This window comes from Streptomyces litmocidini (assembly GCF_014649755.1).
GTDB classification, from domain to species: domain Bacteria; phylum Actinomycetota; class Actinomycetes; order Streptomycetales; family Streptomycetaceae; genus Streptomyces; species Streptomyces litmocidini.
Genome location: NZ_BMTQ01000009.1, coordinates 1 through 17,002, shown reverse-complemented (window position 1 = coordinate 17,002; position 17,002 = coordinate 1). Strand labels below are relative to the sequence as shown.

Below are 17,002 nucleotides of genomic sequence, written 5' to 3'. Positions count from 1 at the left end.
GCGGGTGGTCACGCCCCGTCGTCGTCCGGGAGGCGCTCGCCCTCGGCCTGGGAGGGGGTGGTCCGTCCCCGTACGTCGTCCCCGTCCTGACGGCCCCGCTCGCGGCGGGACCGGCCCCCGCCGGGTCGCTCCGACGGCGGGTGCACCGGGTCGTCGGCGGGATGCTCCCTCAGCTCCTCCTCGCTCAGGCGCGCTTCCACGGGCTCGTTCGTACGCTCATTCATCGGCTTCCTCCTCGGTCCTCTCCGCCCCGGTCTCCACGTGGACGGCGGCCTCCTCCGCGGGTACGGCGCCTTCGGCGGCGGGCGGCCGTGCCTCGGGCACCTCCTGGGCCAGGCGTTCGTCGAGCGGCTCGCCCTCCTGTTGCTCCCGCTGGGTGGTGCCGTGCCGGTCGACGCCCCGGGGGTGGTCCGGCGGGGAGTAGCCGGGGGCGGACGGGTCGTCGAGGGGATCCGTGACGATCGCGTTCTCGGGGTCGAGTTCGCCGCTGGGTCGGTTGCCCGCGTCGGAGTGGGCGGGCTGGTACACGTCGTCGCCGCGGGCCGCCTGCGGGTCGGGCTCGTTGCGGGCCATGAACGGTTCCTTTCGGGTGGACGGATCGTGTCGGTCGGTCGGGTGGGGGGGGAGGTGGGTCGTGCCGGGTGGTCCGGCGCGGTCTCAACGGGCCGCGAGGACGATCGCGTACACGAGGAAGAACAGGGCGCACGCGATGACCAGCACCCACACGACGAGGAGCGGGCCCGTCGCCCAGCCGCGCCGGGGCGGCCTGTGGGGACCGGTGCCCGTCCCCGTCCCGGACTCGGCCGGCGGCGTCTCGCCCGCGGGAACTCCCCCGCCGGCCTCGACGCCCGGGGTGCGGCGGGGGTCCGGGTCCGGGTTGCTCGGTCCGGTCATGGCGTTCATCTCCCTACGGCTCGCCGGTGCCCGAGGGGGCGCCGTCGGCCGGGACGGTCTTGAAGGGGCTGGTGTCGAGGTGGGCGAGGAGGTCGGCCGGGTCGGCGTACACGGCGGCGGCGCCCGCCTCGGTGAGGTCGGCGCGGGGGATGCCGCCGCACAGCAGGCCGGCGCTCACCACTCCGGCGCGGCGGGCGGCCTTCATGTCCCAGACGCTGTCGCCGACGAAGACGGCCCGGTCGGCGGGGACGCCGACGAGCGAGAGGGCGTGTTCGATCGGGTCGGGGGCGGGTTTGCCCTCCTCGACGTCGTCGGAGGTGGCGGTGTCCGTGAGGGCCTCGTCGGCGTCGACGGCGCGGCGCAGGGCGCTCAGTTCCCTGTCCTTGGCCGAGGTCACGAGGACGACCTTCCATCCGTCGCCCGCGAGGGCGCGGAGCAGGTCGCCGGCCTTGTCGAAGGCCTGGAGCCGCTCGAAGAAGGTGGCGTAGAGGGTGTCGTGGGCGGTGCTGAGCCGGTCGTCGTCCGACGGGTCGCGGGAGCTGCCGAGCAGGTGCTCGACGAGCTGCTCGCCGGGCAGTCCGATCGCCCGGTGCACGGCGTGCGTCGGCACCTGGTGGCCGCCCTGCCGGAGCGCTTCCCACCAGGCCACCACGTGCAGGTGGTTGGTGTCCACGAGGGTTCCGTCGACGTCGAAGAGCGCGGCGCGGTCCATGGGGGCTCCCTACAGGTCGCGGAGGGCGGGCAGCAGCGTCGACTCCGCCCAGCGGAGGAAGGGCAGTTGGTGGTCGCCGCCGATCTGGACGAGGGCGAGGTCGGTGAACCCCGCCTCGGCGTAGGCGCGGGCCGCCTCCACGACGGCGTCCACGTCGTCCCCGCAGGGGATGCTCTTCGCCACGTCCTCCGGGCGGGTGTGCTGGGAGGCCTGTGCGAAGCCCGTCGGCAGGGGGAGTTCGGCGTTGAGGCGCCAGCCTCCCAGCATCCAGCGGAACTGCTCGTGGGCGCGGGCGATGGCCGCGTCGCGGTCGGGGTCGTAGCAGAGGGGCAGCTGTCCGAGGCGGGGCTTTCCGGCACCGCCCTCGGCGTCGAAGGCGTCGAGGAGTTCGCGCTTCGGCTCCGTGGCGACCACCAGGTCGGCGTGGCGTCCGGCGAGCGCGCAGGACCGCGGCCCGGAGACGGCGATGCCGAGGGGCGGGGGCGTGGGCGGGACGTCCCAGAGCTTGGCGTTGTCGACCTGGAAGTGGCGGCCGTGACGGGTCACGTACTCCCCGTCGAACAGGGCGCGGATGATCTCCACCGCCTCGTCCAGCATTTCGAGGCGCACGCGCGCCGACGGCCAGCCCCTGCCGACGATGTGCTCGTTGAGGTTCTCGCCCGAGCCGAGGCCCAGCCGGAAGCGGCCCTCGGACAGGAGTTGCAGGGTGGCGGCCTTCTGCGCGATCACCGCGGGGTGGTAGCGGAAGGTCGGGCAGGTCACCAGGGTCATGAGCGGGATGTCGGAGGTCGCCTGGGCCGCCGCGCCCAGCACGCTCCACGCGTACGGGGCGTGTCCCTGCTCGGGGAGCCAGGGGAAGGAGTGGTCCGAGATCACGGAGAACTCGAATCCGGCCCGTTCCGCCTCGACCACGTGCCCGACCAGCTCACGGGGGCCTGCCTGTTCGGTCATCATCGTGTACCCGATTCGCATCATGTCGGGCGACTTGCCGCGACCACGGGGTCCGAAACCGGGCGAAACGGGAAAGGGCCGGCTCCGGGGAGCCGGCCTTCTCCGTGGCGGTGCGGGAGGGGGGTCGTCAGCGCATGCCCGGCTCGTCGTCCGGCGGCAGCGGCCAGGACTCCGTCTCCCGGGTGGGGCGCGTCCGTCCGGGCGTCTCCACCGGCCCGGGCGGCTCCTTCATCGCGTCGGGCCCCTTGTGGGTGGACTCCATGGAGGGGTCGGTCCCCGTGGACGGGTCTCCCATGGACGGGTCGGTCCCACCGGACCGGTCCCCCATGGACGGGTCGGCGCCCATGGACCGGTCTCCCATGGACGGGTCGGGACCCATGGGCCGGTCCCCCATGGACGGGTCGGTGCCCATGGGCCGATCCGCCCCCGTGGTGGGGTCGGTCCCCATCGGCCGGTCGGTCCCCATGGACCGCCCCGTCCCCATGGATCCGGTGCCCGCGCCCGGCGTGGTGCCGGCGTCCCCGGGGCGGATCCGGCCGCGCCAGCCGCCGGTCGCGTCCCCGTGTTCCTCGATGAAGCCCTTGAACCGCTTGAGGTCGCCCTTGACCCGGCGGTCGAGCACTCCCATCATGTCGGCGGCCTTCTCCGCCAGGCCCTCGGGCTCCACGTCCATCGCGAGCCGCACCCGGGTGTGCGCCTCGTCCAGCGGCTGGAAGCTGACGACGCCCATCTGCCGGACGTCACCTCCCGTGGCACGCCAGGCGATGCGCTGGTCCGGGAGCTGGTCGACGATCTCGGTGTCGAACTCCCGCCTGACCCCGGCGATCTTGGTCCGCCAGTGACAGTGCCGGGCGTCGGTCTGCCGGACCTCCTCGACGCCCTCCATGAAGCGGGGGAACTCCTCGAACTGCGTCCACTGGTCGTACACGTCCCGCAGCGGGACGTCCACGTCGATGGTCTGTTCGACCTTGCTCATGCTGCGGCCTCCTTCACATCGTCACGGCATCGCGGGCCGGGCACCGGGACCGCCCCTCAGTGGGCGGCCGCCCCGAACTCGGCGTGCTGGGTACGGAGGGCGAAGTCGGGCTCCGCCCGGGGCGGACGGCCCAGGAAGTGGCGCCGCGCCTCGGCGCGGGCCTCTCTCATCAGCGACCGGAACTCCTCGTCGTCGAGTCCTCGGTCCCGTGCCGTCCTTCCGCCCTCGGCGTTCCCTCGCATGGGGTCCGCCTCCTTCCGGTCGTACCCCTCACTCCGCGACTGCCCGCTGCCGCGGGGCCGAATCAGCACGATTTCAACCAATCTGCTCCACAGAGCGGGCGTCATGCGCTCCGAGGGCGTCCACGACGGTGCGGAGGTCGGCGGCCGGCCCCGCGTACGTCTCCCGCCGGTCCGGCGCGCGCAGCGCGGCCGAGGGGTGCACGGTCGCGAGGACCCGGGTGCCGCCCCCGGCGTCGGGCAGCGGTCCCGGCACGCCCCGGTCGGTGCCGGGGCGTGACTGCTGACGCGCGGGCGGGTGCCCGCCGGGCGCCGCGCCGCAACGGCCGCGCGCACGGTTCCGCGCGGTCCCGCGCCGGAACGGCCGCGCACGGAGACGGGACGGCGCCGCAGCGGCCACGCACGGACGGGCGGCCACGCGCGACGGGCAGCCACGCACGGACGGGCGGCCACGCGTGACGTGTGGGCTTCCCGCCAGGACGGCCGCGGGGGGCGGGCGGCGGCATGGCGGGCCCGGAGGCGGGTAGTCGCGCGCCGAGGCGAGGAGGAGCCCGAGATGAAGATCCTGACGATGGGTGTCGAGGAGGAATTCGTCTTGGTCGACCGGACGACCCGGGCCCCGGTCAACCGGGCGCCGGAGGTCATCCGGCGGGCGAGCCGAGTCCTCGGCGAGCAGGTGCAGACCGAGTTCTTCAACGCGCAGGTCGAGATCTGCACACGGGCCACGGCGAGCCGGCGGGACCTGCGCGACGAGCTCTCCCGGCTGCGCGCGACGGTGGGCGCGGCCGCGCGCGAGGTGCACTGCATGACGGTCGCCTGCGGCACGCCCGTGCTGCCGCCCGAGGAACCGCTGACGGTGACCGACACCGAGCGGTACCGGCTGATGGCCCGCCGCTTCGCCTCGCTGGTCACCCGCGCGGACGGCGTCGCGCGCGACGACGGGCTCGTCTGCGGCTGCCACGTCCACATCGGGACGCTGGACCGCGAGCGCGCCCTCGCCCTCGCCCAGCACATGCGGCCGTGGCTGCCCGTGCTCCAGGCACTGGCGGGGAACTCGCCCTACGCCGCCCGGCACGACACCGGCTACCAGAGCTGGCGCGCCGTCGAGCACGCGAGGTGGCCGACCGTCGGCCCGACCCCGGTCCTCGACGAGCCCCAGTACCTCGCCCACGTCGCCCGGCTGGTCAGGGAGGGCACGCTCCTCGACAACCGCATGGTGTACTGGCACGCCCGGCCCTCGGAGCACGTGCCGACCCTGGAGATCCGGGTCGCCGACGCCAACGCGGAACTCGACACGGTCGTGCTGCTCGCGATCCTGGTCCGCGGGCTCGCCGCCACCCTGCTGCCCCGCGTCGACGCCGGCGTCCCCGCGCCCGTGGTCCCCGGCCCGGTCCTGCTCAGGGCCCACCGGCTCGCCGCCTCCCAGGGCATCGCGGGCGCCGGTCTCGACCCGGTCGGTGGCGGGGAGCGGCCCGCCGCGAGACTCCTCGACGCCCTGATCACCCTCGCCCGGCCGGGCCTCGACGCCGCCGGTGACACCGACTGGGTGTGCGAGCAGTGGGAGCGGATCCGCGTGGACGGCGGCGGCGCCGCCCGTCAGCGCGATGTCTTTCGACGACACGGCCGGTTCAGCGCGGTGGTCGACGCGCTGGCCGACGCCACGATGAGGAGCTGATTTCATGGTTTTTCCCGTCTCCGTACGCCGCCCCGTCCCCGCGGAGGAGCAGCCAGCCGGCCTCCGGGTGTGCCGGCTCCCCGGGGTGTACGCGCCCCAGGCGGACACCGGGCTCCTGGTGGAGCAGGTGCGGCGCGAGGAACTGCGGCCCGGCGTCCGCTCGCTCGACCTATGCACGGGCACGGGCATCGTCGCGGTCGCCGCCGCCCTGCGGGGCGCGCGGGCCACCGCCGTCGACGTCTCGCGCGCCGCGGTCGCCTCCTCCCGGCTCAACGCGCTGCTGCACGGCTGCCGGATCCGGGCGTTGCGCGGCGACCTGGACGGGCCGGTGGGACGGGAACGCTTCGACCTCGTCACCGTGAACCCGCCGTACGTGCCGAGCGAGGATCCCCGGCCGCCCGCGCGCGGCGCCCGCCGGAGCTGGGACGCCGGGTCCGACGGCCGGCTGCTCCTCGACCGGATCTGCGCGCGGGTGCCCCGTCTCCTGACGCCCTCCGGGGTGCTGCTGCTCGTCCAGTCCTCGCTCTCCGGGGTCGCCCCCACGCTCGACGCGCTCGGGCGGGCCGGGCTGCGGGCCCGTGTCGTCGAGCGGCGCACCGAGCCGTTCGGGCCGGTGATGTCGGCCCGCGCAGACTGGTTCGCCGCCCGGGGCCTGGTGGCGCCGGGGACGCGTACGGAGCAGCTCGTCGTGATCCGGGCGTCCCGGTCGTGACGCGAGGCGTGCCGGTCGTGATTCGAAGCCGTGGAGCCGGGCAGTCGCGCGGTACCGACGCAATCCGAGCTGATGGGTGGTGTGTGTGATGTCTGCTTCCCCGAACGAGGGCGCCCCGAGGGTGAGGGTCCCGGAGGACGGCGGTCCGGACGACCCGGGCGGCGCCCGGCCCCGGACGTCCCCGCCCCGGTTCCGTCCGCTCCCCGAGGGTCCGCTGCTCGTGGAGGGACCCGCGGAGATCGTCATGCCGGACGGTTCGGTGATCCGCTGCGACCGGCCCGTCATGGCCTTGTGCACCTGCCGACGGAGCCTGCGGGCACCGTTCTGCGACACCAGCCACCGCCCGCGCCTCCGCAGCCGCACCGGCGCGCCGAAGGCGGCCCGGGGCGCCCCGCGTCCGGCGCGGGACGCGGACGGGGAGGCGGAGGCGTCATGACCCTGCTCCCGACGACCGTCACGGCGCGGCCCGAGGTCCCCGAGGCCCGCGGCGAGCTCTCCCGCATGGTCCGGAGCCGGCTGCTGGAGGGCGGCCGGCTGCCCCTGGCGGCGGACATCGCGCGTTCCTCCCCGTACGGGGAGGACCTCCAGCTCGCCCTCCACCTCTGCTACGAGCTCCACTACCAGGGCTTCGCGGGCGTCCCCGACACCCTGGAATGGGATCCCGGCCTGCTCAGGGTCCGGGCCCTCATGGAGCACCGCTTCGAGAGCGCGCTGCGCCACGACTGCCGCGAGCGCGCGGGCGTCGACGAGGCGCTGGCCGCCCTCCTCGTGGAACCGGTCGACGGCACGGGCGTCTCCCACTTCCTGGCCTCCTCGGGCGAGCCGTGGCACCTGCGCGAGTACGTCGCGCTGCGCTCCGTGCACCAGCTGCGGGAGGCCGATCCGCACCTGTGGGTGATCCCCCGGCTGCGCGGCCGCGCCAAGGCGGCGATGGTGGCCGTCGAGTACGACGAGTACGGCTGCGGGCGGCCCGAGCGGATGCACTCCCGGCTCTACGCGGAGCTCATGGCCGATCTGGGCCTCGACCCCTCGTACGGACGCCATGTGGACGTGGCCGGCGCCGAGCTCCTCGCGGCCTCGAACCTGATGACGATGTTCGGTCTGCACCGGAGGCTGCGCGGGGCGCTCGTGGGGCACTTCGCCGTGGTGGAGACGACGTCGTCGCCCGCCGCCGCCCGCATCGCCGCGGCGCTGCACAGGACCGGGGCCGGGCCGGCCGCGGAGCGGTACTACGAGGAGCACGTGGAGGCCGACGCCGTCCACGAGCAGGTCGTCCGCCACGAGGTCGTCGGCGGCCTCCTCGAGGACGAGCCGGACCTCGCCGACGACGTCGCCTTCGGCATCGCCGCGACCTCCCTCCTGGAGGACCGGCTCGGCGGCCGGGTGGTGGACGCCTGGTCGCGGGGCGAGAGCGCCCTGCGCGCGCCCCTGCCGCGGCCGTCCGGGAACGGGGCGTGAGGATCCGCGCGACCGTCGGGGACCCGCTCCTCGACGGTCGTGCGGACCTGGGACGCGTGCCGCGGCCACGGCCGCCCCGGCCCGGTGGGCCCGTCGCCCTCAGGTCCGTACGACCCGGGTGCGCAGCGCACGGGCCGTGACCACCGCCGCTCCGGCGGCCGCCGACAGCAGGAGGGGGTGCCGTGCCGCCACCGTGTACGGCGAGCGGCCGGCGGCCTCCCCGCCGAAGGATCCGTCGGCGCCGTAGTCCCGGCCGTCGGGGCCGTCGAGGGGCTCCCACAGGTTGTGCGGGGCGGCCGGCCGCGCGCGCTCGTCGGTCTGCTGGGCGTCGTACCCGGTACGGGCGAGGTAGCGGTCCAGGAGGGCGGGGGCGAACCGGTGGGCGAGGACGGTCCCGGCCGTCGAGGCCCCCACCCGGTACTCCGCGCGGCGCGGGTGCCGGGCCGCGTACACCACGGCACGGGCCGCCACCTCCGGCTGGTAGACCGGCGCCACGGGGCGCGGGCGGCGCGGCAGGCGGGACAGGACCCAGGAGAACTGCGGGGTGTTGACCGCGGGCAGCTGGACGACGGTGACGGCCACGCCGCTGCGCTCGTGCCGGAGCTCCATCCGGACGGCGGCGGTGAAGCCGTTGATCGCGTGTTTGGCGCCGCAGTAGGCCGACTGGAGGGGTACGGAGGCCTCGCCGAGCGCGGAGCCGACCTGGACGACGGCGCCGGAGTCGCGAGGGCGCATGCGCCGGAGGGCGGCGCGCGTGCCGTTGACGAAGCCGAGGTAGGTCACGGAGGTGACCCGCGCGTACTCGTCGGGGGTGATGTCGGGGAAGCGGGCGAAGACCGAGGTGAAGGCGGAGTTCACCCAGACGTCGATGGGCCCGAGGACCTTCTCGACGCGGTCGGCGGCCTCCTCCACCCGGCTGGGCAGGGCCATGTCCACCGGCACCACGAGGGCGTGCCCGCCGGCCTCCTCCACCTCGGCGGCCGCGGCCTCCAGACCGCGGCGGCCACGGGCGAGCAGTGCGACGCTCGCGCCCTGTGCGCCGAAGGCGCGGGCGACGGCGCGGCCGACGCCGGCGCTCGCGCCGGTGACGACGACGGTCCGGCCGGCCATCGGCGGCCGTGTCCGCCGGCGTTCGTGGATGACCGCCGGGCCCTTCGTGAAGGTCCCCGGAGCGAGACCCGCGCGCCGGGGGCGGAGGACGGGGGCGGGGTGGGGGGCGTGCCGGGCACGACGGGCGGATGTCATCGGTGTCCTCTCGTCGGGGGGTGCGAGGCGCCTGCCCGGTCCGGTGGGCGGCCATGCGCGGATGGGGTTCCCCGGGTTGGGTAGACGCTGATCCCCTCCGCGAGGGCCGTCGCGATCAGCTGGGAGAAGAGGAGCTGGCCATGCATCTCATGGAAGGCCCGCCCGTGCGCCCGGAGGCGGGTGGAACGGCGTCCTCCGGGAACGGCTCGCCGCACGGCGCGCCCGCGGACGCGTCCCGCGCGCCCTCCCCCGCCCTGCCGCCCGACCACACGCAGGCGATCCTGGAGACGACGAAGGAGGTCGGGGCCGTGCTGAAGGCGGCCGGCCGTCCGTTCGCCCTGGTCGGCAGTGTCGCCGCGTACGCGCACGGCATCCCGGTCCGGCTCCAGCACGACACGGACTTCGCGATCCTGCGCGAGGACGCCGAGGTCGTGACGGAGGCCCTGCGGGAGCGCGGCGTGCGGATCGTCGACCCGCCCGAGGACTGGCTCGTCAAGGCCCGCGCGGGCGGCGAGCAGATCGACCTGATCTTCTCGCTCGCCGGGCGGCCGGTCACGGCGGAGCTCCTCGACCGTGCCCAGACGCTGCCGGTGGACTCGGTGCACATGCCGGTGCTGGCTCCGACCGACCTCATGGCCTGCCGTCTCCTCGCGCTCTCCGAGCACCACTGCGACTTCGGCCCGCTGCTGCCGGTGGCACGGGGGCTGCGCGAACGGATCGACTGGGGGCGGGTGCGCGAGGAGACGACGGGCTCACCGATGGCGGAGGCGTTCCTGTACCTCCTCGAACTGTTGGACGTGCTGCCGCGCCGCGACGGCGCGTGACCGGGGACGCTCCGGGACCGTGGGCGCGTGACCGGGACGCGCCGGGCCGCGGGCGCGGATTCGGCAGGCGCGGCGCGGGGCCCCGCCGCCGTCCATGGCACGGCGGCGGGGCCCCGCGCTGCCGGGTCGGTCCTCCTGGCTCAGGATTCCTCGGACACCGTCTCGACGAGGTCGCCCACCTGGTGCTCGGGCATCACGCGGGCGACGTCGGCCTGGGCGATGATGCCGACCAGGACGTGCTCGTCGATGACGGGGACCCGCCGGATCCGGTGCTCGCTCATCACCCTCATCACCTGTTCGGCGGTGTCGTCCGCGCGGACGGTGACGATCTCGTCCTGGGCGAACTCGCCGGCCGTGCACTGCTGCGGGTCCTTGCCCTTGGCGACGCACTTCACGACGATGTCGCGGTCGGTGAGCATGCCCTTCAGCTTCTCGTCGGGACCGCAGATCGGCAGCGCCCCGACGCCGAGCTCGGCCATCTTCCGTGCGGCGTCGACGAGGGTCTCGGAGGAACGGACGCAGGTCGCCTCCGGGGTCATGATGTCTCGTGCGGTGGTCATGGCCATCACCTGCCAGGTCGTCGGGTCTGTCGTGTCACCCGGTCCGTCGCGTCACCGGGTCCGTCGCGTCACCGGGTCCGTCGCGTCACCGGGGCTTCACGCCGCCTTCCCGGCTCCCCCGAGGGCGTCGACGATCGCCCCGGTGAAGGCGTCGAGGTCGTTCGGGTTGCGGGAGGTGATCAGGGCGTGGCCCGCCGAGGTGTCGACCACGACTTCCCGGTCCACCCAGGTTCCGCCCGCGTTCTCCAGGTCGGGACGGAGGGACGGGTACGAGGTCAGTTCGCGGTCCCTGACCAGGCCGCTGTCCACGAGGAGCCACGGTCCGTGACAGATCGAGGCCACGGGCTTGCCGGCCTCTGCGAAGGCGGAGACGAGACGTCGCGCCTCGTCGTCGCTCCGCAACTGGTCGGCGTTGAGGGTGCCGCCGGGCACGATCACGGCGTCGAACCCGTCCGCCGTCGCCTCCGACAGGGTCGTGTCCGGCTGGACGACCGCCCCGGGCTTCTCGTCGGAGACGAGGGTCCGGACGGACTCGTCCTTCTGTGCGGCGACGACGACACGGGCGCCGTGCTCCCGCAGGACGGTCACGGGCTTCTGCAGTTCGTCCTGTTCCGTCCCGTAGTTCGTCGTGAGGACGAGGACGTTCTTTCCGTCGAGCTTTCCGTCGGACGACACGATGCGCTTCCTCTCCGGAATCGTTGTTTCCCCCGCCGTCTCTGCGCCTCACCCGCCTCAATATCCTCAAACCTCGCATATCACCCCGCATGTTCTGCGGGGATGAGGGAAAGCGCGGTGTACCGAGTTCCCGTGCCGAGACCTACCGGCCGGGCCCCGCAGGCAGCGGAGGTGCAGCCATGGTTCCCCTTCTTCTCCTTCTCCTCGTGATTCTGGTGCTGTTCGGCGCGGGGTTCGCCCTCGACGTGCTCTGGTGGATCGCCATCGCCCTGCTCGTGGTGTGGGTGCTCGGCTTCCTGCTGAGGAGCGGGGGCGGCCGCTGGTACCGCTGGTGAGAGGGCCCGTGACCCCCGAAGGTCGCACCACCGCCGCCCCGGGTCGCCCGGGGCGGCGGTCCGCGGTTCCGGGCCGGAGCCCGTCGCCTCACTCGCCCGTCCGCGCCTCCGCCGCCCGGCGCTTCGCCCAGCGGAGGCCCAGGAGCAGCGCCGTGACCAGGGTCAGCACCCAGACGGAGGCGAACGCCCAGATGAGCGCCGGCACCTCGGTGTCGACCGCGAGGACGAACAGGGTGAGGGTCATGACGCCGAGCGCCACGACACCGAGGGCGGGCAGGTGGCGGCGGGCCCCGGTGAACGAGGGCGCGGGCAGGCGCGGGGTCCGTCGCATGGTGCGCAGACGGCGCGCGAGCGACGCGTCCTGATCCAGCTGCTCCTCGATCTCCGCCAGAACGCGCCGCTCGTGCGCCGAGAGCCGGGCCTCGTCCATCGCGGGCACCTCCTCCCGTTCCCTGCGCGCCGACACGGGCGCGCCATATTTCTGCGAGTTCCCCCAGTATTCGTGTCAAATCACCCCAAAAGGGGCATCCTTCTCTCAGGACGCTCGACCGACGGACCCCGTCGCCGGTCAGCCCGCCGCGACGCAGGCCCATCGCCCCCGTCGAAGGAGCCCTCATGTCCACCGCCGGAGAACGCTCCGACACCCTGCTCACCACCGCCGGCCCCGCCCCCGACACCACGGGGGCCGCCACCCGCCGGGCGGCGCTCGGCGGGCTGCCCGAGCCCGCGTGTCCGACAGCCGTCTCCACGGACGACGCCCGGACCCTGTCCGTCGCGCTGTTCTCCCGGCTCCGGGCCCTGGAGGAGGGGACGCCGGAGTACGCGTACGTCCGCAACACCCTGGTCGAGCTGAACCTCAGCCTGGTCAAGTTCGCCGCCCGGAGGTTCCGGAACCGCGCCGAGTCCGTGGAGGACATCGTCCAGGTCGGCACGATCGGCCTGATCAAGGCGATCGACCGCTTCGATCCCGACCGCACCGTCGACTTCTCCGCCTTCGCCCTCCCCACCATCGTCGGCGAGATGAAACGATTCTTCCGGGACACCAGCTGGGCCGTACGGGTCCCCCGCCGGCTCCAGGAGCTGCGGATCGACCTCGCGAAGGCCGCCGACGCCCTGGAACAGGGCCTCGGACGCCGCCCCACCCGGGCGGAACTGGCCGCACGGCTGCACCTCACGGAGGAGGAGGTCTCCGAGGGCCAGCTCGCGGCCCACGGCTACGCGGCCCGGTCCCTGGACATCCCCGCCGGCGACGAGGACGCCGCGCCCGGAGCGGGCGCCCGTCACCTGGCCAGCGCGGAACCCTCGTACGAGCTGATCGAGTCGCTGACGGCGCTGCGACCGCTGCTCGCCCGCCTCGACGACCGCGACCGGCGCATCCTGGAGCTCCGCTTCGGCGAGGAGCTCACCCAGGCGGAGATAGGCCACCGGATCGGCCTCTCCCAGATGCACGTCTCGCGTCTGCTCACGCGCATCCTCGGCGAACTCAGGGACGGCCTCCTTAGGGACGACGCCGCGGCCGACGGCACGGACGGCTGACCGCGCGGCTCTCGCACCGCTCGTACGGCCCGGATCGGGCGGCCGCCCGAAGAGTGGCCGCCGGAATCCGGGGCAGCCGCCGTCACGTGGCGAAGCAGCATCACGAGGACGACGAATCCGGCCGCTCCCAGGTACCGCCCGAGGAGTCGATGGACGAGGTGGCGACCAGGATCCGGAAGGAACTCGGAGAGGCGGGCCGACGCCTGCGCCGCGACGCGGCGCGGTTCGAGAAGGGACCGCCGCCCGACCCGGGAACCGAGGACGGGGTCGGGCACGCCTAGAGCCTGTCTCTCAGATCCGTCTGTGGCATCGTCCAGATCCGTCTGTGGCATCGTCATGCTCGTAATCGAGTCCTGGTTGGCTCGGCGATTTCCAGGGCCAGCACCGCCTGGCGCAGGGGGAAGGCATGGTTCACAGTCCATTCGACGTTTCTTTGGCGCACGGCCAGAGCATGCAATGGAAGCTCGGCGGGTCCGGGTGGGCCACCTGGTCATGGTCAGTGAACGCTGCGGAACAGAAGGTGCACGCCTCCTATGTAGGACCCGAGGTCCTGGCCACGTTCATGAACGGTGTCCGGGATCTACTCCGTGGGTGCAGTGCGACCTTCGTGACGTTCTTCGACGAGCCAAGCGGGACGAGAGTCTTCTTCAACCAGACAGAGAAGGAGGTCTTCGTTCAGATTGTGGAGTTCGCGGACTTGAACGAACCCTCGTCCTGGTGGTCGGACGCGAAACTGGTCTGGGCAGGTCGGCTACCAACAGAGGAATTTGTCGGGGCTTTCATGGCCATGATTGAGAAGCTTCTATCCGAACACGGGACAGACGGGTACCTGAAGCGCTGGGGCTACGAGTCCCCCGCCCTGGAATGGGAGACGCTCCAGGCAGCGCACAGCTCCCGCTGACCCGCACCTGTGCTCGCGTCCAGATCAAGATGGCTGCGAGGTGGGGTGCGCCCTCGTAGGCGATCGCGAGCTTGTCGGTTCGCATGGCCAGGCCGCGCCATTGTTTGAGGCGGTTGATGCATCGCTCGACCGCGTTGCGCTGCTTGTACGTCTCGGCGTCGAAAGCGGGCGGTCGGCCGCCGGCCCTGCCGCGACGAAGGCGGTGACCGACCTGGTCGGCGGGCTGAGGGATGACGGCACGTATTCCGCGTCGGCGAAGGTGGTTCCTGATCGCGCGGGATGAATACGCGCGGTCGGCCAGGACAGCATCCGGTCGGCTCCTCGGCCTTCCAGGCCCACGTCGCGGAACGCGAATGTCGGCCATGACGGCCTCAAAGGCCGGCGCGTCACCTGCCTGACCCGCGGTGACGCGGACGGCCAGCGGCCGCGCATGGCTGTCGCTGGCAAGGTGGACTTTCGTGCTCAGTCCGCCTCGGGAGCGTCCCAGCGCGTGGTCTTCGGGTTCGGCCTGGTCTGGAGCCCCTTTTTCCTGGCTCCGGCAGCGTGCTGGTGCGCTCGGTAGACGGTGGAGTCCACCGACACGGTCCAGCCAATGTTGTCAACGTCGTCGGCCGCTGCCAGAAGCGCGGCAAGAATTCGTTTCCAGGTGCCGTCCGCAGCCCATCTGAGCAGCCGTTTGTGAGCGGTCCGGAACGAGCCGAGCTCGTCCGGCAGGTCACGCCAGGGTGAGCAGGTGCGGTACTTCCACGCGATGGCTTCAAGGGTTCGGCGGTGGTCTGCCCATCGCCGCCCGCGGACCGGATCGGCCGGCATCAGCGGCTCGATCCGGTCCCACATCGCATCAGTGATCACCAACCGGACAGACACGTCCGGTCAACTGACCAATCGACCAAAGAGACACACCCTGGTCCTCCGAGTCAGGTTCCGGCCCTACGGGACCGCGTTCGCACTCTCGTCCCCGTTCCCCTTGGCCCATTCGACCAGCTCGATGGCGACCCCGTTGGGGTCGGCGACCATGAACAGCCGCTCGCCCCACGGCTCCTCGCGCGGCTCCAGGGTGATGGTGACCCCTTCGGCGCGCAGTCGCTCGTACTCCTTGCGCAGGTCGCTCACGACGAAGGCGAGGATCACCCCGTCCGCGGGCCGGTCGCGGAAGCCCTCGGGGAGCACTTCGAGACCGCGCCGGTGGAAGACCACGTGGGGCGCGTCGGGGTGGCCGAGGGAGGCGAAGCCGTCGGCGGCCATGGCCTCGGTGTAGCCGAAGTGCCTGGTCAGAAACGAAGCGGAGGCGGGAACGTCGTCGACGGTCAGACATATGGCGGTGTCGGTGATCTGCACGGAACTCCTCGCTGGGGGCGGCTCTCGAGCTTTCTCCATACATTGTACTCTGTACGTCGTACAGAGTCGTGGCGCAACATTGCCGAGGGCTGGAGGGGCTGTGACGAAGAACCGCAGCGGGGGTGGGGACCCCGTCCGCACGCTGGAGCTGCTGTGGCGCGCGGCCGGCACGCCGGAGCCGCCGGCCGGGCGGCGCGGCCCCCGCCAAGGACTGACCGTCGACGCGGTGGTCGGCGCGGCGGTCGAACTGGCCGACGCGGAGGGCCTGGACGCCCTGACCATGCGCGCCCTGGCCCAGCGGCTCGGGGTGACGCCGATGACCGTCTACACCTACGTCCCGGGCAAGGCCGAACTGCTCGACCTCATGCTGGACGATGCGTACGGGCGGATGGAGCTGACGCCGTTCGGCCCGGACGAGCCGTGGCGGGACCGAGTCACCCGGGTCGCCCGGGACAACAGGGCCCTGCTGGTGCGCCACCCCTGGATCCCCGAGATGTCCGTCACCCGCCCACCCCTGGGTCCCGGCGTGATCGGCAAGTACGAGCACGAGCTGGCGGCCTTCGAGGGCATCGGCCTGCCCGACGCCGAACGGGACACCGCCCTCACCCACCTCCTGGGCTTCGTCCACTCCACCGCCCGGGCGGCCGCCGACGCGGCCGAGCTGAACAGCCGGCAGAGCGACAACGACTGGTGGGCCGAGGCCGGGCCGCTACTCGCCCGGGTGATCGACGCCGAACGCTATCCGCTCGCCGGACGAGTGGGCGAGGCCGCCGGCGCCTACAACCCGGACGCGGTGTGGGCCTTCGGGCTCCAGTGCGTGCTGGAAGGACTGGAGCGGTGGGCCGAGCGGCAAGCGGACGGGGCGGGACGGCGGTAGGGCGCAGGAAGGCGGCCACCGGATCAGGGGGACCCGGTGGCGCCCGACGGGCGGCACCGCGCCGTCCGGATCAGCATCCGAACGGCGCGTCACAACAGGGCGAACGTTGCCTGATGCGGCACTGGACAACGGTTCAGGACCGTGCGGCCGATGTCCGCACGGTCCTGAACGCGTTCGCTCCGTGCCCTGCCGCCGGGTTCTTCGCTCCCGGGGCCGGAGGGGGTCAGGCGGGGGTGATGTTCTCCGCCTGGGGGCCCTTCGGGCCCTGGGCGACGTCGAAGGTGACGCTCTGGCCTTCCTGGAGCTCGCGGAAGCCCGAGGCGTTGATGGCGGAGTAGTGGGCGAAGACGTCCGGGCCGCCCCCGTCCTGGGCGATGAAGCCGAAGCCCTTCTCCGCGTTGAACCACTTCACAGTTCCGGTAGCCATGTCTGGTGCCTTCCAGTCGATGAACGTCTCCCGCACGGTGCGGGAGACGGAGGTGATCGCCCTGGTTCCTGCGGCACAGCACAGCAAAAAGCCCACGCCGAGGCGTGGGCAAAGGGGACTTCCGAACCACGACAGCTGACGCAGACGGTACACGCCCGCACATGCTGTCACCACAGGAAACGACGACACATTCGAGAACGGCCCGAACAGACGATGCCCGCCGGCATCCGGCGGGCGCGGCGCCGTCTCAGGCCGCGGCCGGCGGGCCGGCCGCTTCGGCGGCGCGGCGGTGTTCGGCGTTGATGCGCCGGGCCTCTTCGAGCTGGTCCTCCAGGACGATGATGCGACAGGCGGCCTCGATGGGGGTTCCCTGGTCGACGAGTTCCCGGGCGCGGGCGGCGATGCGCAGCTGGTAGCGGGAGTAGCGGCGGTGGCCGCCCTCGGAGCGCAGCGGGGTGATCAGGCGCGCTTCTCCCAGAGCGCGGAGGAAGGCGGGGGTGGTGCCGATCATCTCGGCGGCCCGGCCCATGGTGTAGGCGGGGTAGTCGTCGTCGTCGAGACGTCCGTACGAGTCGTCTGCCGTCATCTGCACCTCTCTCTTGGGACTGGTGGAACGCGTGAGGGGCCCGGGTGCCGTACTGGCACCCGGGCCCCGAAGGAACTTCTA

General features: G+C 73.1%; 24 protein-coding genes and 2 pseudogenes. 10 read left to right on the top strand and 16 right to left on the bottom strand.

The annotated features are described in order from the left end of the window. Window positions 1–8: 8 nt before the first annotated feature. The 8 genes and pseudogenes from IE180_RS20215 to IE180_RS20180 all read right to left on the bottom strand — a co-directional run bounded on the left by IE180_RS20215 (window position 9) and on the right by IE180_RS20180 (window position 4,028). A complete protein-coding gene (locus IE180_RS20215) occupies window positions 9–224 on the bottom strand; it encodes a hypothetical protein (RefSeq protein WP_190158315.1) in 216 nt (71 codons plus the stop codon). Next, a complete protein-coding gene (locus tag IE180_RS20210) occupies window positions 217–573 on the bottom strand; it encodes a hypothetical protein (protein ID WP_190158314.1) in 357 nt (118 codons plus the stop codon). The genes IE180_RS20215 and IE180_RS20210 overlap by 8 nt, the downstream gene beginning before the upstream one ends. An 84-nt stretch (window positions 574–657) precedes the next feature. Further along, window positions 658–894, bottom strand: a complete 237-nt coding sequence (locus tag IE180_RS20205; protein WP_190158313.1) for a DUF6480 family protein — start codon at window positions 892–894, stop codon at window positions 658–660. A gap of 13 nt (window positions 895–907) precedes the next feature. Further along, the gene (locus tag IE180_RS20200) at window positions 908–1,606 is read right to left on the bottom strand and encodes an HAD family hydrolase (protein ID WP_190158312.1); all 699 of its coding nucleotides are present in this window, start codon (window positions 1,604–1,606) and stop codon (window positions 908–910) included. A 9-nt stretch (window positions 1,607–1,615) separates the two neighbouring features. Next, a complete protein-coding gene (locus tag IE180_RS20195; protein ID WP_190158311.1) occupies window positions 1,616–2,581 on the bottom strand; it encodes an LLM class F420-dependent oxidoreductase in 966 nt (321 codons plus the stop codon). A 481-nt stretch (window positions 2,582–3,062) separates the two neighbouring features. Continuing rightward, window positions 3,063–3,533: pseudogene (locus IE180_RS20190) on the bottom strand (SRPBCC family protein); the annotation flags it as partial. Window positions 3,534–3,589: 56 nt separating this feature from the next. Next, window positions 3,590–3,775, bottom strand: coding sequence for a hypothetical protein (locus IE180_RS20185; RefSeq protein WP_190158310.1), 186 nt, complete (start codon window positions 3,773–3,775; stop codon window positions 3,590–3,592). A gap of 73 nt (window positions 3,776–3,848) precedes the next feature. Next, a complete protein-coding gene (locus IE180_RS20180) occupies window positions 3,849–4,028 on the bottom strand; it encodes a uracil-DNA glycosylase family protein (protein ID WP_190158520.1) in 180 nt (59 codons plus the stop codon). A gap of 300 nt (window positions 4,029–4,328) precedes the next feature. Here IE180_RS20180 and IE180_RS20175 point away from each other — a divergent pair, with 300 nt between their 5' ends. The 4 genes from IE180_RS20175 to IE180_RS20160 all read left to right on the top strand — a co-directional run bounded on the left by IE180_RS20175 (window position 4,329) and on the right by IE180_RS20160 (window position 7,617). Continuing rightward, window positions 4,329–5,447: a carboxylate-amine ligase gene (locus IE180_RS20175; protein ID WP_190158309.1), complete on the top strand. Its 1,119-nt coding sequence runs from the start codon at window positions 4,329–4,331 to the stop codon at window positions 5,445–5,447. A 4-nt stretch (window positions 5,448–5,451) separates the two neighbouring features. Then, window positions 5,452–6,159: a HemK2/MTQ2 family protein methyltransferase gene (locus IE180_RS20170; RefSeq protein WP_190158308.1), complete on the top strand. Its 708-nt coding sequence runs from the start codon at window positions 5,452–5,454 to the stop codon at window positions 6,157–6,159. An 88-nt stretch (window positions 6,160–6,247) separates the two neighbouring features. Further along, entirely contained in the window at window positions 6,248–6,595 is a 348-nt protein-coding gene (locus IE180_RS37385) for a CDGSH iron-sulfur domain-containing protein (RefSeq protein ID WP_190158307.1), read from the top strand. Further along, on the top strand, window positions 6,592–7,617 hold the full coding sequence (locus tag IE180_RS20160) for an iron-containing redox enzyme family protein (RefSeq protein WP_190158306.1): 1,026 nt from the start codon (window positions 6,592–6,594) through the stop codon (window positions 7,615–7,617). Before IE180_RS37385 ends, IE180_RS20160 begins: the two co-directional genes overlap by 4 nt. A 99-nt stretch (window positions 7,618–7,716) precedes the next feature. Here the strand turns inward: IE180_RS20160 and IE180_RS20155 are convergent, their stop codons facing one another. After that, a complete protein-coding gene (locus IE180_RS20155) occupies window positions 7,717–8,727 on the bottom strand; it encodes an SDR family oxidoreductase (protein WP_190158505.1) in 1,011 nt (336 codons plus the stop codon). Window positions 8,728–9,002: 275 nt separating this feature from the next. Between IE180_RS20155 and IE180_RS20150 the strand changes: the two genes are divergently transcribed. After that, entirely contained in the window at window positions 9,003–9,686 is a 684-nt protein-coding gene (locus IE180_RS20150; protein WP_190158305.1) for a nucleotidyltransferase family protein, read from the top strand. Window positions 9,687–9,826: 140 nt separating this feature from the next. Here IE180_RS20150 and IE180_RS20145 read toward each other — a convergent pair whose 3' ends face one another. Both IE180_RS20145 and IE180_RS20140 read right to left on the bottom strand, forming a co-directional pair. Next, window positions 9,827–10,246: a CBS domain-containing protein gene (locus IE180_RS20145; RefSeq protein ID WP_190158304.1), complete on the bottom strand. Its 420-nt coding sequence runs from the start codon at window positions 10,244–10,246 to the stop codon at window positions 9,827–9,829. A 96-nt stretch (window positions 10,247–10,342) separates the two neighbouring features. After that, window positions 10,343–10,921, bottom strand: a complete 579-nt coding sequence (locus IE180_RS20140; protein WP_190158303.1) for a type 1 glutamine amidotransferase domain-containing protein — start codon at window positions 10,919–10,921, stop codon at window positions 10,343–10,345. A gap of 179 nt (window positions 10,922–11,100) precedes the next feature. On the opposite strand from IE180_RS20140, the gene IE180_RS20135 reads away from it, so the two are divergent. Beyond that, window positions 11,101–11,256, top strand: coding sequence for a hydrophobic protein (locus IE180_RS20135; protein ID WP_190158302.1), 156 nt, complete (start codon window positions 11,101–11,103; stop codon window positions 11,254–11,256). Window positions 11,257–11,344: 88 nt separating this feature from the next. Here the strand turns inward: IE180_RS20135 and IE180_RS20130 are convergent, their stop codons facing one another. Continuing rightward, window positions 11,345–11,722 carry a DUF3040 domain-containing protein gene (locus IE180_RS20130; RefSeq protein ID WP_190158301.1) on the bottom strand — a complete coding sequence of 126 codons (378 nt, stop codon included), beginning with the start codon at window positions 11,720–11,722 and terminating at the stop codon, window positions 11,345–11,347. Window positions 11,723–11,871: 149 nt separating this feature from the next. On the opposite strand from IE180_RS20130, the gene IE180_RS20125 reads away from it, so the two are divergent. The 3 genes from IE180_RS20125 to IE180_RS20115 all read left to right on the top strand — a co-directional run bounded on the left by IE180_RS20125 (window position 11,872) and on the right by IE180_RS20115 (window position 13,693). After that, on the top strand, window positions 11,872–12,792 hold the full coding sequence (locus IE180_RS20125) for a SigB/SigF/SigG family RNA polymerase sigma factor (protein ID WP_190158300.1): 921 nt from the start codon (window positions 11,872–11,874) through the stop codon (window positions 12,790–12,792). Window positions 12,793–12,878: 86 nt separating this feature from the next. Beyond that, complete coding sequence (locus IE180_RS20120) at window positions 12,879–13,073, top strand: hypothetical protein (RefSeq protein WP_190158299.1); 195 nt, start codon at window positions 12,879–12,881, stop codon at window positions 13,071–13,073. Window positions 13,074–13,243: 170 nt separating this feature from the next. Then, window positions 13,244–13,693, top strand: a complete 450-nt coding sequence (locus tag IE180_RS20115; RefSeq protein WP_190158519.1) for a hypothetical protein — start codon at window positions 13,244–13,246, stop codon at window positions 13,691–13,693. A 13-nt stretch (window positions 13,694–13,706) separates the two neighbouring features. Here the strand turns inward: IE180_RS20115 and IE180_RS20110 are convergent. Both IE180_RS20110 and IE180_RS20105 read right to left on the bottom strand, forming a co-directional pair. Continuing rightward, window positions 13,707–14,530, bottom strand: a pseudogene (locus tag IE180_RS20110) (IS5 family transposase); the annotation flags it as partial. A gap of 93 nt (window positions 14,531–14,623) precedes the next feature. Continuing rightward, entirely contained in the window at window positions 14,624–15,031 is a 408-nt protein-coding gene (locus IE180_RS20105) for a VOC family protein (protein WP_190158298.1), read from the bottom strand. 100 nt (window positions 15,032–15,131) lie between these two features. Between IE180_RS20105 and IE180_RS20100 the strand changes: the two genes are divergently transcribed. Continuing rightward, window positions 15,132–15,908 carry a TetR/AcrR family transcriptional regulator gene (locus tag IE180_RS20100; protein WP_190158297.1) on the top strand — a complete coding sequence of 259 codons (777 nt, stop codon included), beginning with the start codon at window positions 15,132–15,134 and terminating at the stop codon, window positions 15,906–15,908. Window positions 15,909–16,131: 223 nt separating this feature from the next. On the opposite strand, the gene IE180_RS20095 is transcribed toward IE180_RS20100, so the two are convergent. Both IE180_RS20095 and IE180_RS20090 read right to left on the bottom strand, forming a co-directional pair. After that, window positions 16,132–16,335 carry a cold-shock protein gene (locus tag IE180_RS20095; RefSeq protein ID WP_190158296.1) on the bottom strand — a complete coding sequence of 68 codons (204 nt, stop codon included), beginning with the start codon at window positions 16,333–16,335 and terminating at the stop codon, window positions 16,132–16,134. A 247-nt stretch (window positions 16,336–16,582) separates the two neighbouring features. After that, entirely contained in the window at window positions 16,583–16,921 is a 339-nt protein-coding gene (locus IE180_RS20090; protein WP_190158295.1) for a helix-turn-helix domain-containing protein, read from the bottom strand. Window positions 16,922–17,002 lie beyond the last annotated feature (81 nt).

Coding starts and splice junctions, on each gene's coding strand:
- IE180_RS20215 (WP_190158315.1), bottom strand. CDS start 224: ATGAATGAGCGTACGAACGAGCCCGTGGAAGCGCGCCTGAGCGAGGAG.
- IE180_RS20210 (WP_190158314.1), bottom strand. CDS start 573: ATGGCCCGCAACGAGCCCGACCCGCAGGCGGCCCGCGGCGACGACGTG.
- IE180_RS20205 (WP_190158313.1), bottom strand. CDS start 894: ATGACCGGACCGAGCAACCCGGACCCGGACCCCCGCCGCACCCCGGGC.
- IE180_RS20200 (WP_190158312.1), bottom strand. CDS start 1,606: ATGGACCGCGCCGCGCTCTTCGACGTCGACGGAACCCTCGTGGACACC.
- IE180_RS20195 (WP_190158311.1), bottom strand. CDS start 2,581: ATGATGCGAATCGGGTACACGATGATGACCGAACAGGCAGGCCCCCGT.
- IE180_RS20185 (WP_190158310.1), bottom strand. CDS start 3,775: ATGCGAGGGAACGCCGAGGGCGGAAGGACGGCACGGGACCGAGGACTC.
- IE180_RS20175 (WP_190158309.1), top strand. CDS start 4,329: ATGAAGATCCTGACGATGGGTGTCGAGGAGGAATTCGTCTTGGTCGAC.
- IE180_RS20170 (WP_190158308.1), top strand. CDS start 5,452: ATGGTTTTTCCCGTCTCCGTACGCCGCCCCGTCCCCGCGGAGGAGCAG.
- IE180_RS37385 (WP_190158307.1), top strand. CDS start 6,248: ATGTCTGCTTCCCCGAACGAGGGCGCCCCGAGGGTGAGGGTCCCGGAG.
- IE180_RS20160 (WP_190158306.1), top strand. CDS start 6,592: ATGACCCTGCTCCCGACGACCGTCACGGCGCGGCCCGAGGTCCCCGAG.
- IE180_RS20155 (WP_190158505.1), bottom strand. CDS start 8,727: ATGGCCGGCCGGACCGTCGTCGTCACCGGCGCGAGCGCCGGCGTCGGC.
- IE180_RS20150 (WP_190158305.1), top strand. CDS start 9,003: ATGCATCTCATGGAAGGCCCGCCCGTGCGCCCGGAGGCGGGTGGAACG.
- IE180_RS20145 (WP_190158304.1), bottom strand. CDS start 10,246: ATGACCACCGCACGAGACATCATGACCCCGGAGGCGACCTGCGTCCGT.
- IE180_RS20135 (WP_190158302.1), top strand. CDS start 11,101: ATGGTTCCCCTTCTTCTCCTTCTCCTCGTGATTCTGGTGCTGTTCGGC.
- IE180_RS20125 (WP_190158300.1), top strand. CDS start 11,872: ATGTCCACCGCCGGAGAACGCTCCGACACCCTGCTCACCACCGCCGGC.
- IE180_RS20115 (WP_190158519.1), top strand. CDS start 13,244: ATGCAATGGAAGCTCGGCGGGTCCGGGTGGGCCACCTGGTCATGGTCA.
- IE180_RS20095 (WP_190158296.1), bottom strand. CDS start 16,335: ATGGCTACCGGAACTGTGAAGTGGTTCAACGCGGAGAAGGGCTTCGGC.
- IE180_RS20090 (WP_190158295.1), bottom strand. CDS start 16,921: ATGACGGCAGACGACTCGTACGGACGTCTCGACGACGACGACTACCCC.